Annotated in this window: 15 protein-coding genes and 1 pseudogene; 14 read left to right on the forward strand and 2 right to left on the reverse strand. The window is 34.4% G+C overall.

Features of this window, described 5'->3' with window-relative positions:
• Nucleotides 1-39 precede the first annotated feature (39 nt).
• From DFR80_RS05765 to DFR80_RS05785, 5 genes are all read left to right on the forward strand, one after another.
• Entirely contained in the window at nt 40-309 is a 270-nt protein-coding gene (locus DFR80_RS05765; protein ID WP_233493743.1) for an SDR family NAD(P)-dependent oxidoreductase, read from the forward strand.
• Between the two features lie 89 nt (nt 310-398).
• Nucleotides 399-791: a hypothetical protein gene (locus tag DFR80_RS05770; protein ID WP_114489438.1), complete on the forward strand. Its 393-nt coding sequence runs from the start codon at nt 399-401 to the stop codon at nt 789-791.
• Between the two features lie 202 nt (nt 792-993).
• Nucleotides 994-2154 (forward strand): acetyl-CoA carboxylase biotin carboxylase subunit family protein, encoded by a 1161-nt coding sequence (locus tag DFR80_RS05775; RefSeq protein ID WP_114489439.1) that lies wholly within the window; start codon nt 994-996, stop codon nt 2152-2154.
• A gap of 28 nt (nt 2155-2182) precedes the next feature.
• Nucleotides 2183-2932 (forward strand): esterase family protein, encoded by a 750-nt coding sequence (locus tag DFR80_RS05780; protein ID WP_076546000.1) that lies wholly within the window; start codon nt 2183-2185, stop codon nt 2930-2932.
• A 56-nt stretch (nt 2933-2988) separates the two neighbouring features.
• On the forward strand, nt 2989-3834 hold the full coding sequence (locus DFR80_RS05785; protein ID WP_114489440.1) for an alpha/beta hydrolase: 846 nt from the start codon (nt 2989-2991) through the stop codon (nt 3832-3834).
• A 77-nt stretch (nt 3835-3911) separates the two neighbouring features.
• Here the strand turns inward: DFR80_RS05785 and DFR80_RS05790 are convergent, their stop codons facing one another.
• On the reverse strand, nt 3912-5162 hold the full coding sequence (locus tag DFR80_RS05790) for a 4Fe-4S dicluster domain-containing protein (protein WP_114489441.1): 1251 nt from the start codon (nt 5160-5162) through the stop codon (nt 3912-3914).
• A 178-nt stretch (nt 5163-5340) separates the two neighbouring features.
• On the opposite strand from DFR80_RS05790, the gene DFR80_RS05795 reads away from it, so the two are divergent.
• A complete protein-coding gene (locus DFR80_RS05795; RefSeq protein WP_114489442.1) occupies nt 5341-6099 on the forward strand; it encodes an epoxyqueuosine reductase in 759 nt (252 codons plus the stop codon).
• A 72-nt stretch (nt 6100-6171) separates the two neighbouring features.
• Nucleotides 6172-6799, forward strand: a pseudogene (locus tag DFR80_RS05800) (SDR family oxidoreductase).
• Here the strand turns inward: DFR80_RS05800 and DFR80_RS05805 are convergent.
• Nucleotides 6794-7168, reverse strand: a complete 375-nt coding sequence (locus DFR80_RS05805) for a CoA-binding protein (protein WP_114489443.1) — start codon at nt 7166-7168, stop codon at nt 6794-6796. The pseudogene DFR80_RS05800 and the gene DFR80_RS05805 overlap by 6 nt on opposite strands.
• Before the next feature lie 295 nt (nt 7169-7463).
• On the opposite strand from DFR80_RS05805, the gene DFR80_RS05810 reads away from it, so the two are divergent.
• The 7 genes from DFR80_RS05810 to DFR80_RS05840 all read left to right on the forward strand — a co-directional run bounded on the left by DFR80_RS05810 (nt 7464) and on the right by DFR80_RS05840 (nt 15791).
• On the forward strand, nt 7464-7787 hold the full coding sequence (locus tag DFR80_RS05810; protein ID WP_199505785.1) for a hypothetical protein: 324 nt from the start codon (nt 7464-7466) through the stop codon (nt 7785-7787).
• Between the two features lie 138 nt (nt 7788-7925).
• Nucleotides 7926-8381, forward strand: a complete 456-nt coding sequence (locus DFR80_RS05815) for a hypothetical protein (RefSeq protein WP_233493744.1) — start codon at nt 7926-7928, stop codon at nt 8379-8381.
• 55 nt (nt 8382-8436) lie between these two features.
• Entirely contained in the window at nt 8437-9114 is a 678-nt protein-coding gene (locus DFR80_RS05820; RefSeq protein WP_114489445.1) for a CDGSH iron-sulfur domain-containing protein, read from the forward strand.
• 127 nt (nt 9115-9241) lie between these two features.
• Nucleotides 9242-11314 (forward strand): HD domain-containing phosphohydrolase, encoded by a 2073-nt coding sequence (locus DFR80_RS15360; protein WP_114489446.1) that lies wholly within the window; start codon nt 9242-9244, stop codon nt 11312-11314.
• 77 nt (nt 11315-11391) lie between these two features.
• On the forward strand, nt 11392-12501 hold the full coding sequence (locus DFR80_RS05830) for a DNA repair exonuclease (RefSeq protein ID WP_114489447.1): 1110 nt from the start codon (nt 11392-11394) through the stop codon (nt 12499-12501).
• The gene (locus DFR80_RS05835; RefSeq protein ID WP_114489448.1) at nt 12498-14927 is read left to right on the forward strand and encodes an AAA family ATPase; all 2430 of its coding nucleotides are present in this window, start codon (nt 12498-12500) and stop codon (nt 14925-14927) included. The genes DFR80_RS05830 and DFR80_RS05835 overlap by 4 nt, the downstream gene beginning before the upstream one ends.
• A 27-nt stretch (nt 14928-14954) precedes the next feature.
• On the forward strand, nt 14955-15791 hold the full coding sequence (locus DFR80_RS05840) for a sensor domain-containing diguanylate cyclase (RefSeq protein WP_114489449.1): 837 nt from the start codon (nt 14955-14957) through the stop codon (nt 15789-15791).
• Nucleotides 15792-16024: the final 233 nt, after the last annotated feature.

Below are 16024 nucleotides of genomic sequence, written 5' to 3' on the forward strand. Positions count from 1 at the left end.
GTTAATATAATTTAAAATGATAAAATTGCTATAGCTGATTTGGAGTCACAGCAGCAGGTTTTAGATTTAAGTCTGGAGCTGTTGGAGGAAGAAGAGAAGATTGATGTTTTGATCAATAATGCGGGAATTTATCAAAATAAATTAGAATATAGTGAAGATCAGATAGAAAAGACTATAGCTGTCAATTATCATTCTCAGTTTATTTTAACACTTCATTTGCTTTCATTATTAGATAAAATTACCTCTAACTGCCTACATCCAGGAGTTATTAATACCAAATTGCTGCAAAAAGGTTGGGGAGCGGAATAAAAGTTTTGAAATGATAAGATATCAGGAAATTATAAACAGGTTACCTGATCGATTTCTGAAGTAAAAGATATAAATAAAGAGGTGAATATATGTTTTATCTACTAATGCTGGTTACATTTTTGGTGGCACTCCTTGTCTGCTATATAGTAAGCAGATTGTTTAATGATTCAATTTATAAAATTTTAAACTTAATAGTACCTGAGGCAATCAATCAGGCCTGGCTTAAATATATTAAATTTGCAATTTATGTGGTTGGAATCTCCGGGGGAGTCAGAGTCTGGGATTTAGAAAAATATATAACTTCTCGCTATGAAAATAGAGAAGTTGTTCAACTTACAGCTGAGCGCTGGACTTTAGAAATTTACAGAACTTTGATTGGTTCTCTGCAGAGCATTGCTACAGTCTTACTAATCTTTTTTGTCTTTACATTAATTGCTTATGTTGTCTTGAGTATTTTTTCATCAAAAAATGAGAAAAAATAATTGCTGGTTGATTTTGTTAAGAAGTAGTAAATTAGTTGAATATACAATGACTGCAATTTGAACAGTAATTTAAAGTGGAAAAATCTGATCCAGATAGTTTACAATTTTAATTTAAAATGATAAAATTAGTTAACTTATTAAGAACAGTTATGATTATAATTAGTGATAATTCGAGAAGTAGAGTAGAGAAAGGAAGGATCATATGAATTTTATCTTTATATCGCCATATTTTCCTAATAATTTTTATAATTTCTGTGTGGAGCTTAAAAACGCCGGAGTCAATATACTTGGAATTGGAGATATGCCCTATTTAGAATTGAGAAGAGAGCTTAAAGATTCTCTGACAGAATATTATAAAGTTGATAATATGGAGGACTATTCCCAGCTGCTTAGAGCTTGTGGATATTTCACCCATAAGTATGGAAAAATTGATAGAATTGAGTCCAATAATGAACATTGGTTGGAAAAAGATGCCCGTTTGCGAACTGATTTTAATGTGCCAGGTTTAAAAATTGATGAAATTGAAGCAATGAAGTACAAATCAAAGATGAAAGAAATCTTTCAGCAGGCTGGTTTAAACACAGCCCGCGGCAGGGTTGTTAACAGTCTCAACGAAGCCGAAGACTTTATTGCTGAAGTTGATTATCCGGTGGTTGTTAAACCTGACAGCGGTGTTGGCGCAGCAGATACCTATAAAATTCACAATCACGATCAACTGTTAGATTTTTTTAATAATAAATTAAATCTTGATTATATAATGGAAGAATATATCGAGGGCAAAATACACACTTTTGATGGGCTGACAGATCAAGAAGGTAATATTGTTTTTTCCTCCTCAATGGTCTATAAGGGTGGAATTATGGAGACTGTTAATGAGGGGCTTGATATGTATTATTATATTCCGCGAGAGCTGCCGGAAGATATAGTGGAAGCTGGTAAAAAGACGGCTCGGGCCTTTGAACTCAAAGAAAGATTTTTTCACTTTGAGTATTTTAAACTAGCGGACGGAAGAATTGTTGCCCTGGAAGTTAATATGAGACCACCTGGAGGGCTGACTCTGGACATGTTTAATTATGCCAATGATATAAATATCTACAAAGCTTATGCAGAGTTGATAGCTCATGGTGAATTTAGAGCAGATATCAGCAGAAAATATAACTGTTTTTATATCGGCCGTAAGAATTTTATCAATTATAAGCATTCTTTAGAAGATATTTTAAATAATTATGGTCAATATATAGTTTTACACGAAGCAATTTCGCCCATTTTAGCTCCTGCTATTGGAGATTATGGCATAATTTTAAGAACTGAGGAAATGGAGCAGGGAAAAGAAGCTGTTAAATTCGCGATAGATAAAAATTAATTTTTTTGAAAGGAAAGCAGGTATAATTATGCAGATAGAGTACAGAAGTTTTTACAGTTCAAATTTAAATCGGGAGATGCCTTTTAAAATCTACGGCTATGCCGGAAAACCAATGCTTGTTTTCCCTTCTTCTGGTGGTAGTTTTCATGAATACGAGGACTTTGGTATGATTGATGCTATCTGGCCTTTTATTGAAAATGGTGAGCTAACAGTTTATGCAGCAAGCAGTGTTGATGCTGATTCCTGGCTTAATTTCGGCCTCCATTCCCATGATAAGGCTTTAGTTCACAACAGCTATGATCGCTATATTGTTGATGAACTGCTGCCTCTGATTAAATATCATTCCAATTGGCAGGGAGGATTAATTACTACTGGCTGCAGTATGGGCGCCTACCATGCTGTCAATTTTTATTTTAAACATCCTGATGCCTTTGATACCGCTGTTGCTTTAAGCGGTATTTATGATGCCAGATTTTTTACCGGGGGCTATATGGATACAGAAGTCTATTTGAATTCCCCGGTTGATTATTTAAGGGAGCTGGAAGATGATTGGTATCTCAATCATTATCGCAAAAATAAGTTGATTGTCTGTGCCGGTCAGGGCAGATGGGAGAAAGATACTTTAAGAGATACCAGGCTTTTAGATACTATTCTGGCTGAAAAAGGGATTCCTGCCTGGTTTGATTACTGGGGTTATGATGTAGACCATGACTGGACAGGCTGGAGAGAGCAGATGCCCTATTTTCTGGGAAAGCTTAAAGAAGAGGGAATTATCTAGTTTAGTTGATTTTAAAAAAAGTAAGATCAATAAAAAAGGTAGCTGAGGGGTTCTAGATGATAAAAGAAAAAATAGATATTAAAATTATAAAGGACTTTAAATCTGAGGTTTTAAATAATTCCAGAAAAATAAGAATATATTTACCGCCTTCTTATTCAGCTCAAAAGAATAAATTTTATCCAGTTTTATATGTTCATGACGGTCAGAATGTATTTTACGGCCGGGAATCTTTTTCTGGAGATTCCTGGAATCTGCATCAGACTGCAGAAAGGTTAATTAGAGCCGAAAAAATTGAAGAAATTATAATTGTGGCTGCTGATAATATGGGTAAAGAACGGCTGAGCGAATATGCTCATCAGGATGGTTATTATAGAGGGAAGAAGGTTAAAGCCAGAGGTTTTGCCTATGAAAAATTTATTATTCGAGAACTAATGCCCTTTATTGAAGAAAATTACAGAGTTAGAAAGGGTCCAGAAAATACAGCCTTAATGGGTTCATCGATGGGAGGGTTGGTTACTTTCAACATTGGATTGCGGAGGAGCGACCTCTTTGGCAAACTTGCAGTGATGTCTCCCTCCTTCTGGTGGGGTAAAAGTTCCCCGCTGGAAAAAATTAATTCTTATAATTATCATAATTTAAAGAGCAGAATCTGGCTGGATACGGGTGAGGCCGAAGGTAAATTTATGTCTTTTACGGAGGATGTCATTTCAAGGCTCAAAGAGCTTAAAAGAAAATTTAAACTTGATTTAATCTATTATCAGGTTCCCGGAGCCGTTCACAGCGAAACTGCCTGGGCAGCTAGAGTTCACTGTCCCCTCCTATATTTTTATGGAGATTTTGCAGATCTTAAAAAGCTGAAATCGAAAGATTTTGATTACAGCTACTGCAAAAAATTAAAATAACAAACAGATAAAGCCGGTATTAGCCGGCTTTTTTCTAACTCTGAAATTTAATTGAAGGCTATACTGCTGCTGAAAGATTAAGCCAGTTTTTTTATAATTTTTTCTAAATAGCGTGATTTGAGCTGCTTACTGGCCATTGCCTGTTTAATGGGAGGCAGTTTTAAAATAGCTGAGACTACAGCTGCCATTGCCCGGTGGCTGCCGAAAGCCTGGTTATCGAAAATCAAATTCTGCAGTTTACCTCTTTCAATTGCCATCATAACTGTTCTGTGGACTGAATTAACGGGAGTTATAATTTCTTCTTTGCGCCGCTGCAGACTTAAGGAGCTGTTGGGGCAGGAGCGAACACAGACTCCACAGCCAAGACAGATATCATGGTCAATCACTACCTTTTCATCATTTCTGGAGATTGCATCGATTGGACAGGCTTCAATACACTTACCACAGTCAATACAGCTTTGGTAATTGATCTGAGGTAGATAATGAGTTGTCTGTACCGGATGCAGATTGCCAAACTTTTTTGCTGCCAGAAGTGCCTCACAGCAGCAGCCACAGCAGTTGCAGATAAAGGTAGGACTCTCACGCACATTTTCTCCACACTGAACAAGTCCGTGCTCATAAGCCTGATGTAAAAGCTCCAGACACTCTGAAGTTTCAACTCGACGGGCATGATCATGGCGAATTAAAGAATCAGCAGTGTTATTAAAGGTCATACAGATATCAAGTGGAGCGTCACAGGCCTGATCAAGGTGGTGCATTTTATGCCTGCAGTAACAGGTGCTGATTCCTATATCTTCAGCACTTTCTATGATATGACTTGCTTTTTCAAAATCTAAAATATGAACCATATTATCTTTAGAGAGAACTTCTTCATTAACATAGACCCGGCCCAGTTTGGTTTCGCTGGCTAAAAATAGATCTTTAATAAAATCTTCTTCCACATTCAAATACTGATGATATAATTCTGCCAGCAGTTTTTGATTGATATCCTGACGGGTTCTCATCATTGAAAATTCGAAAAAACCTGCCATTGGTGGTGGCAGTATATATTTTTTTACTCCCTGATCTTTAGAATCAAGAAGTATTGCTCTTCCTGCAAGTTCATCCAGAATATTTTCAGTCTTTAGCTGATCCATTTTCAAAATTCTGGCTGCCTTTTTAACGGTAAATGGTTTTACCGGCAGCTGAGCTACAATTTTTGCCTCTTTTTCACTAAAAAGTATGGATAAAATTTTATAAAGTGTTTTGGAAGGTGGTGCTCCCTGAGGAAATTGATTTAATCTTTCTTCAAGATTTTTATAAGCTGATTTTGCTGTTTTATGTGACAAAATATTCACCTGCTCTCTTAATATATAATTAAACAATAGTGAAAGATTTCCCTTTATTTTTTTAAAATTGTTTAATACTTTAAATTAACTATTATTGTGATATAATTCAAAGCAGAGAAATCTCAATTGCTCAAGAATTCTAATATTAATAGTCGAGTACAGGAAAGAGAGGGATAATTTGAAGCAGGAAATAGAAAATTTAATTCACGATTTTATAGCTAACTATCAAGAAAAAGATGATATAAAAAGCAGCTGGAAAGAACCGATAATAAAGTATGCAGCGGCTGATGATCCAATGTTTGGTGAATTAAAAAAAGCAGTTTCTGAGGACCATTTAATGCCTGAGGATTTAATGCCCGGGGCCAGAACAATTATTGCTTATTTTATTCCATTTTCTAAGGGGATTGCAGATTCCAATATTGAAGGAAAATACAGCTCAGATCAGTGGGCAAAAGCATATATAGAAACCAATCAGTTGATTGCAGATTTAAATCAGCATTTAAAAGAAAAACTTTCTAAAAAGGGATATCAGGCCAGTCTAATTGCCGCCACCAATAATTTTGATAAAGAAAGATTGATCAGCGACTGGTCCCACCGACATGCTGCTTATATAGCCGGGCTCGGAACCTTTGGTCTTAATAATATGCTGATTACTGAAAAGGGCTGTGCCGGTCGAATCGGAACTTTAGTTACTGATCTAAATATTGAGGCTTCAGAGCGGAGTGAGCAGGATAAGTGCCTAAATAAGGCTGGTTTTAACTGCAGCAAATGTGTTGACCGCTGTGTCAACGGCTCACTGCAGGAAGACTCATTTGACCGTCATCAGTGTTATCAACTGCTTTCAGAAAATGATAAAATTCATCCGGAGTCAGAGTTAACTGATGTCTGCGGCAAATGTTCGGTTGATTTACCCTGTTCTTTTAGTTCCCCAGTTTAAAAAGGAATAATCGTTACTGGTTGAGTATAATATTAATAGATTTCTAAATTTATTAGAGGAGGGAATTGGATTATGGATTTAAAAATTAAAGGTAATTCAGCAATTGTTACTGCATCGAGCAGCGGGCTTGGAAAAGCTGCTGCAGCTGCCCTGGTTAAAGAGGGAGTAAACGTGGTTATTAACGGCAGAGATCAGCAGAAATTGGACAGTGCTTTAAAGGAATTAAATGAGCTAAACGGAGGCAGGGTAATTTCCTGTCAGGGAGATATAACTAAAAAGGAAGATATTAAAAGGCTGGTTAAAACTGCAGTTGATAACTTTGGCAGGCTCGATCACCTCGTTACTTCTGCTGGTGGTCCACCAGCTAAATCTTTTCTGGAAACAACAGAAGCTGACTGGTATGATTCTTACGAGCTGCTGGTGATGAGTGTGGTCAGACTGATCAAAGAATCAGTAGAATTTTTAAAAAAAGATGGTGGGGGAACAATAGTAAATATTACTTAATTCTCAGGTTGAAAATGGTGAATTCGAAAATTATCAGGAAGCTTTAAATGCAAAAAGTAAAAGTGTACCCGTCAAAAAAATAGGTACACCGGAAAACCTCGGTGATTTAATAGCTTATTTATCATCACCAAAGTCTGATTATATTAATGGCAGTTCAATAGTTGTTGATGGAGGAGCAGGGAGTTCAAACTTATAAGCGCGCATAAATACAGTCTTCAACCAATTCTATATTATTTTCGGCTGCAAAATCTCTAATCTCCTGACTCCTTGTCCCTGGCTGCATCCAGACATATTTAATTCCCAGTTTCTTAATTTCTTCCATAACATTAATCCCGTGCTTTGGATTAATAACCATATCAACCACATCAATTTTAGCGTCTATTGCGCTCAGGTCATTATAGCATTTTAGCTCGGCAACTTTTTCGAATTTTGGATTAACGGGAAAAACATTATAGTCATTTTCCTTTAGTTTTTTAACAATTTTGTAGCCGAATCTATTTTTCTTTGTAGTGGCACCAACAACTGCCCAATTTTTTAACTTCATGGTTTTTTCGATTAGACTCACAATATCAGCTCCTTTATATTTTGATTAGATAAATCTTATTGATTAAATAAAGTTTATCAGTTAAGCCTTTAAAATGTCAAAATCTATATCATCTTTTTTAATCTTATTTTTTTTTCATCAAAATTAATTAAATTCGGATGAGCTAGACTTAAAATTTCTGGTTGATGTTTATTAAAATTTTGTTAAGTGGTTTTTAGCTTTAGTTTATGCAGGATATTTATTATTTAAATCAAATATATTATATAGTAAGTTAAAATAAATACCTTAATATATGAGAAAAAAGAGGAGGATAATGATGATAGATAAAAAATTAAAAGTTTCAATTATTACCGGTGCCCTGCTGGGTGTGATCTGCATTATTGGTGGTGGAATCAGAATGGGCTACAGTGGAAATGGACTTTATCTTTTTGCCCTCTGGTATAACAGGCTAATCATGGGTTTTTTAATTGGTTTGACCCAGATGAAACCTGGTTTAAATGGGCTTTTTAAGGGCGGTTTTCTGGGTTTGATTGTATCTTTAGCTTTTTATCTTTCTACTGGAATGAATGATCATATTTCGTTTTTGGCCGGTATTATTTATGGAATTATAATTGTAGCAGTTGCCAGAAAATACGAATAATTTTAAATGTAAGTAATTTAAATGTAATTAATTTAATAGAATACTTATGAATGGGAGGTATTTAAAATAGAGACTATAGATTTTGAAAAATATTTAAAAAAATATGATCAGACAACAGGACTCTATCCCGAAAAATTGATGCAGATTGGAAAAGAATATCATCAAAAAGAATATCTAACAAAAGATGAACTATATCAGCTGGCTCATCTTAATTCCACCCGCAGTTCCTACCATGTAAAAAAGAATCCAGCCAGACGGGTAGAAAAAGTAACAGAAGCTGCCTATCAGCTTTATGATGATTTTTGTCGTCTGGCCCTTTATACGAGCTTAATGGGGATTGGGACACCAACTGCTTCGGCTATTTTAACTTCGCTGGAGCCTCAAAAACATTGCGTTATCGATACCAGGGTTTGGGCTACTCTTTATAATCTGGGCTATTTTGAACAAGAAAAGGAAAGTTTTAAGCCGGATGATTATATTAAAATAATAAGAATTGTGCGGAAGATGGCTGCAGAATCAGAATATACTACTGCCGAAATTGGTTATGCTTTATTTGCCTATGATACAGTTCATCGCAGGGGAAATTTACATTGATCTTTTAAATAATTAGTAAATAGTTAAATTATAAATTTGATATGAGGTGTTAAAAATGACTGAAAAAAAACAGCTTAAAATAAAGATTATTAAAGATGGACCTTACTGTGTTTTCGGAGCTGTTCCCTTATCTGAAAAGATAATTACTCCAGTCGGAAAACATTATGAATACAGGGAAGGTAAAAAACTTCCTCAAAAAGAAAATTACTCTCTCTGCCGCTGTGGAGAGACTAAAACTCCCCCTTTCTGTGATAGCTACCACAACCAAATGGATTTTGATGGAAAAGAAACTGCTTCTAAACTTGACTATAAAACAAGAGCTGAACTTTTAGAAGGTAAAGAAATAGACTTAAGAGATGATCACCGCTGTGCTTTTCTCCGCTTTTGCCATACGGAAAAAGGGGATACCTGGAATTTAATAAAAGAATCGGATAAAAAAGAAGAAAGGGAGCTGGCGCTTAAGTCAGCAGAAGAATGTCTGGCAGGTAGATTGACTGCTGTTTCGAAAAACGGTGAGATTTTAGAAAAAGAATTTGAACCGGCTATAGAAATTTTGCAGGATCCAGAAAAGAATGTGGGATCTGCTATTATTGTTAAAGGAAAAATAGAGATCGAAGGGGCGGATGGAGAAAGATATGAGGCAAGAAATTCGGTTGCGCTCTGCAGATGTGGTAAATCAGATAATAAACCCTTTTGTGACTGTAGTCATGTCCATGTCAATTTTCAGGAATAGTAAGCTCTTTCTCAGTTTGAACTTAAAACAAAAGAAAGTGCTTTTTTCTTTTAAACTTTGCTAAAAAATGCTATAATAAAAAGGCATCTCAGACAGTTAAAGGGGAGGGAAGTATTTTAGACCTGGTATGAAAAAATTAGAAGAGGAAATTAAATTTTATCGAAAAATTTTTATTTTGGCGGCAGCTGCTTACTTAATTTTTGCTGTCATCTATAGATTTACGCCAGAACTTACTGATCCAATGTCCTTAGCTGAAAGATTAATTTCGATATCAGTTTTTTTAATGGTTTTTATATTATCATATAGATCGGACTGGGTTAAAAGGCGAATTGAGGGGATATCTTATTTAGTCTCTCTGCTGGCTATTTTTCAACTTATTTACTATACATATCTGCAGAATTTTAGAGTAGCACTGGCAATTTTAATTATTTTAATTACAGCAATTTTTAATCTTATTTTTAATTTAAATCTGCTCAAATTTTTAACCAATTTACTTTTAATAATAGTAATGATTTTTACACTTTATTTTTCGGATTCAAAACAGATTGTAGTTCCAATTTATTTCAGCTCTTATCTTATTATTACTGCACTCAGTTTTTATATTAGCTATAGTATTGAACAGGCTCAGAATAGAATAGAAAAAAACTTAGAAGAATTAAGAGCCCAGTATAAGTTTCAGAAAACCCTGGCAGATGTTTCTTCCAGATTGGTTAATCTGGGGCTTAATAATTTTAACTATAAAATAAATGAATCTTTAAAAGTCCTGGGAGAGTTTTTTGATATTGACCGCAGTTATATTTTTAAAGTATCAGACGATAAAAAAACTATGTCCAACAAATTTGAATGGACTGCTCCAAGTATAAAATCAGAAAAGGATAAATTACAGAATTTAAGCACCCAAAAATTTAAGTGGTGGTTTGAAAAATTAAACCAGAAAGAATTAATAATTATAGAAAATCTTGAGGAGCTTGATAATCAGGCTGATCCAGAAAAAATATTACTGAAAGAACAGAATGTAAACTCGCTGATTGTAGTTCCTATTTTTATCAGTGATGAACTTTACGGTTTTTTTGGTTTTGATCTGGTAGAATCTGAAATGGATTTTAACCAGGCTAAAATCAATCAGCTCAAGATTTTTGCAGATGTGATTACCAGAGCTATCTCCAAACATCTTGATAATTTAAAAATTAAAGAATTAAGTTACTATGATTCTCTAACCGGTCTTTATAACCGCAGGTTTTTTGAAGTCGAGATGGAAAGACTGGACAGTCAGAGACAGCTACCTCTCTCGATAATTATGGCAGATTTAAACGGCCTGAAAATTATAAACGACAGCTATGGTCATAAAAAAGGAGATCAAATGCTTAACAAAGCTGCAGAGGTTTTAAAGAGTTCTTTAAGAGAAGAAGATATACTGGCCCGGCAGGGAGGAGATGAGTTTATAATTTTACTTCCTCAGACTGATCAAAACGGGACTGCTAAGATTATTCAGAGAATTAAAAAGAAAACTGCTGCCGTTAAAAATCTTGAGCTGCCGCTGTCAATTGCTCTTGGACAGGCAACAAAAACTAATTCTGAAGAAGATATTGAAGAAATTATCAGGCAGGCAGATAATCAGATGTATGAAAATAAGCTGTCTGAAAGTAGAAGCAGTAAAAGCAATATCGTTCAGGGCTTAATTAATGCACTTGACGCTAAAAGTAGTGAAACTAAAGAACATGCAATGCGAATGACCAAACTAGCTTTTAATTTTGGCGAAAAAATAGGTCTAACTGAATCTGATCAGAACCGACTTTCTCTGCTGGCTACTCTTCATGATATTGGTAAAATTAATATTAATGAAGAAATCTTAAATAAAGAGGAAAAACTGACTGATAAAGAATGGAAAATTATCAAAAAACACACCGAACAGGGTTATAAAATTGCTTCTTCTTCGGAGGAGTTTGCTGCTGTAGCTGAAGAAATATTTTCTCACCATGAAAACTGGGATGGAAGTGGTTATCCTCGTAATTTAAAAGAAAATTCTATACCATTTTTAGCTCGAATTATTTCTCTGGTAGATTCTTTTGATGTAATGACACACGAAAGACCTTACAGCAGAGCAATGTCTAAAAAAGAAGCGCTGACTGAGATTAGAAGGTGTGCGGGAAGTCAATTTGATCCTAAACTTGCTGCAGAATTTATTGAAATGCTGAAGTGATTTTTTGGTATCAGTTATCAACTGCTGGTTTTTAACTGGTTATCAGGTTTTAATTTGCAAAGTTGAGGGGGAAGATAATGAGTTTAAAGATTATGCATACAGGTGATCTGCATCTGGGAATGAAATTTAATCAGTATCCAAATATTAGTACAGAATTGGAAAATGCCCGTTATCAGGCGTTAGAAAATATAATTAGAGAGGCTAACAGGAGAAATACAGATTTACTGGCTATTGCTGGAGACCTTTTTGATAGAGCAAGTATTAAGAATGTAAAAATAAAGGAAACTATCTCTATCCTAAATGGATTTGCTGGAGATGCAATTTTAATCCTGCCTGGAAATCATGATTACAGTGATGGAGTTAGCAATCTCTGGTCTCAATTCAAAACAGAAATTAAGGGAAGAATGTTGATTCTGGATCAGGAAAAAATTTATCTGCTCAATGATTTTGGAATAAATGCAGCAGTCTATCCAGCCCCCTGTGATAGGAAACTTTCGGCAGAAAACAGGTTAGGCTGGATTAAAAATCTAACTGAGCGACCTCAAATAAATTATCATCTGCTGTTGGCACACGGAGCACTGGCAGGTTTTTCGCCGGATTTAAATGATGATTATTTTAAGATGACAGAAAAAGAACTTTTAAATTTAGAAATGGATCTTTATCTGCTCGGTCACTCTCACCTTCCTTATCCAAAAAAAGAAAAGCTGAGTGGTCATAAGATTTTTAATAATGGAACTCCAGAACCAGACGGTATGGACTGCAGTCATCCTGGATCTGCCTGGTATATAGAATTAAATAAAAAAAAGGAAGTTGAAGCATCCCGGATTAAAACTGGAAATTATCACTTTTCAGACCAGGAATCTGAGCTTAATTCGCTTAATGATCTGAAAAATCTAATTGATAAAATAATAGATTCTGAAGCTAAAACTAAAATTTTACGGTTGAGGCTCAAAGGAGAACTACCTCGAGATGACTTTGCCGAAAAGGATAAACAGCTTGCTCGTCTGAGAGAAAACTGTTTTTATGTAAAGATAGATCAGAATGATTTAACTATTAAAATTAACCAGGAATTAATTACAGAAGAATTTGCTGAAAACTCTTTTCCTTTTCAGCTTCTAAAAGAACTGGAAGACAATCATCAGGCTCAATATCTTGCTTATAAAATGCTGAAGGAGGTCCAGCAGTGAAGATTAATAATTTCAGTACTGAAATTTTCGCAGGTATTAACAACAGAAACTATCAGTTTAAAGATGGTTTAAATATTCTTTTAGGAGACAATGAGGCGGGTAAGAGTACAGTGATCAATGCTATTTATGCTTCTTTGTTTGTCAACCCGCAGCTCAAATTGAATACCACAGAGGGGAGAGAGTTTAAAGAAAAATTTCTACCCTATCCAGATGGTGATTTTGCAGAGGCAGAAATTGAATTTCAAGCTGGAAATAATAATTATAAATTTTATAAAAAGTGGAGCAATAGTAATTATCGGGGTTTTTTAGAGCTGCCTGATGGTCGCAGAATAGAGAAAGTTAGTAAGATTAAGGAATATAAAAATGATATTTTTCCCTATGTTAAAAGCACCTATAATAATATAGTTTTTAGCAGTCAGCAGGATATTAAGTCAACTTTAAAACGGATTAATGCTGAGGAAAACCCAGAATTGATTGATACAATCAATTCTTTTTTGCGGCGAGCAGTGATGGAACTGGATGGTATTTCAATTGATAAGTTTCGCAGCAAAATTGAAAATGAGCTGGAAGAACTGACCAAAAAGTGGAATCTTAAAGCTGATGCTGTCCAAAATAGCAGCCGTGGAGTTAATAATCCTTATAAAGTTGGTACAGGAAAAATTTATGACTCCTATATTGCCAGGGAACAGCTGAGAAGCAGGATTAAGCAGAGTCAGATTAATGAGAGAAAATACGAAGAGCTGGGACTGGAAATTAAAGAATTAAAAGACAAAGAGGGTCGGATAATTGCAGAAATCAAAGAGCTCTCTGAAATTGAGTCTGAAATAAACCAGCGGGCAGCAGTTGAACTGGAAATAGATAACTTGAGTGAGAAAGTAAATAAAATGACTCAGATAGCTAAAAAATGGCCTGATTTAAAGTCAGAGCTCAGTAAATTAAAACTCAATCAGGAAGCGGAATCTAAAAAGATTGAAAAATTAAAAGAAGAAATAAAAAGAGCTGAAAAATTAAAAGAAAAGCAGAAGATTAGCGAGCAGCTAGAGCTAATTAATACATCGCAAAAGAAGCTTGCTGAACTGGAAAATTTGAAAACTGAATTTACTGTTAGCCCGAGTCAGGTAAAAAATATGGAAAGATATAAAAATAAAATTGCAGCAGCAGAGGCAAGTCTTAAGGCTGCAAAGTTAAGAGCTCAGCTCAATTATTCTGCAGCAGAATCGATTAAAGTTTCAACTGGTGTTGAAGGTGAAAAAATTATTTCTGAAGGAGAAATTTTTGAAGCTGATGGCTATTTAAGAATTAAAACAAAAGAGATCGATATAGAAATTGAATCAGCTGAAATTGATTTTAAAAGTTTGAAAACAGAATTTAAAGAAAATCAGCAAAAACTTGAAAAATTAAAAACAAAAATGAAAGTCGATAATCTTAGTCAGGCAAGAGAAAAACTGCAGCAGTTAACGGAAATAAAAGGCAAAATTGAAGTTGAAAATGATAAGATTAGTGAACTACTGGCTGGAAAAAGTATAGAAAAACTAAAAGCTGAACTTTCCAAATTGGCGGAACTGCAGCCAGCCAGAGAAGCTGATCAGATCAGAGAAGAAATAGACAGGCTTACTTCTAGAAGAGCAGATCTGAAAACAGAAATTAAAATTAGAGAAAATAAAATAAAGGAATTTAAAGAGGATTATGGTTCTTTAACATTACTCAAATCTGAGTTAAAGCAAAAAGAAAATAAAATAGATATCTTAAAACAAAAATTAAAAGATTTAGCTTCCTTACCTCAAAAATATAAAAGTACAGCTGAGTTTATTAGTAATTTAAAAGCTAGAAGAGAAAAAAGAGAAATGATTAATCAGAAGCTGAGAGAAAAAATGAATAAGCATAAAGAATTAGAAAATGTGCTGCCTGATACTTCCACCCGGGAAATGGAAGCAGAGTTTAAAGAACTTAAACAAAAATTAGAAAAGCAGAAAAATAAGGCTCAAAATCTACTGAAAATAAAAAGAGTTTTCGAAAATAAATTAGAGGAAATGGACCAGAACTCTTTTCAGCCGCTGGTTAATACTTTTAGCAGAAATTTAGAAATTTTAACTGCTGGTAAATATGAGGCTGGTTTTATCGATAGTGATTTTTCGATAAAAATTAAGTCGTCTCAAAGCCGGGAACTACCAGGAAAATTTGAGCTGCTCTCTTATGGAACCTATGATGCAGCAGCACTTGCCCTGCGTCTGGCAATCTTTGACAATCTATTCAGTGAATATGGAGGTTTTATTATCCTTGATGACTGTCTGGTTAATTTTGATCCAGAGCGTCGTAAAAAAGCAGTCAAACTGATTAAAGAATATCAAGAAAAATATCAGATAATTTATACCACCTGTGATCCAGAGCGGGCTGACGAATTTGAAGCAAATATCATAAATATTTAACAATTTCATAGCAAAAAAGGTGATTTGATGTTAAAAGATTTAAGTTTAGAAACAGTACTCAATAATTTAACAATGGGAATAGCAATTTTAGATGAAGAAAGAGATTTTGTCTATATCAATGATTTAACAACCAGGATAACTGGTTATTCACTTTCTGATATAACTAATCTGGAGCAGTGGTTTGAAGCAGCTTTTCCTGATCCTGTTGAGAGGGGAAAAATTTATTCAGATTTTAAAGGAAAACTGGCAAATGGAGAACACTATAACCGGGTTTCTGAAATCATGACTAAATCAGGAGAGAAGAAATTTGTTGAATTTAGAGTAAATCCAATTGAAAAAGATTACTTATTAATAAATTTGGTTGATGTCAGCAGAAGAATAGAGAGGGAAAAAGAAATTAAATATTTATCCTATCATGATGAACTGACTGATTTGTATAATCGTCGTTATTTTGAAGAAGAAATGGAACGTCTGGATGATTCACGTCTTTACCCAATCAGTATTATAATTGGAGATCTGGATAATTTAAAAGCAGTTAATGATAATTATGGACATCTGCTTGGTGACGAATATCTTCGTAAAGCGGCTCAAATTTTAAAAGAACTGCTGCGGTCTGAAGATGTTGTTGCCAGAATAGGTGGGGATGAGTTTGCAATTTTGCTTTCGGAAACCGATAAAAAAGCAGCTGCTCATATTTGTGAGCGAATTAAAGCAGAATTTAATCAATACAATAATGCTGACAGTTTTCCAATTGAATTCAAAATCTCTCTGGGCTGTGCCACTGCCCGAAAAAAAACTAAAAAACTAACAGATATTTATAATCAGGCTGATAAAAATATGTATAAAGATAAGGGTAGAAGATAAAATTTGGATAAAAAAATTTAAAAAATTAGACAAAAAAAATCAAGGTTCTGACGAATCTTCTTCGATTGCCTGTTTACAGTTGATTTTTTTACTTTTCTTATTTTTTCTTATTATTTTTGATTTAGTCCTCCATTACTATCTTTGATTTGCTCAAAGATCATTATTAAAGAAGGCTATCCCTTAATAATTTCTTTTTGCTTACCATTAATAGTAACTTCTTCGGAATTGATCTT

The sequence above is a fragment of the Halanaerobium sp. ST460_2HS_T2 genome, assembly GCF_003337665.1.
GTDB classification, from domain to species: domain Bacteria; phylum Bacillota; class Halanaerobiia; order Halanaerobiales; family Halanaerobiaceae; genus Halanaerobium; species Halanaerobium kushneri.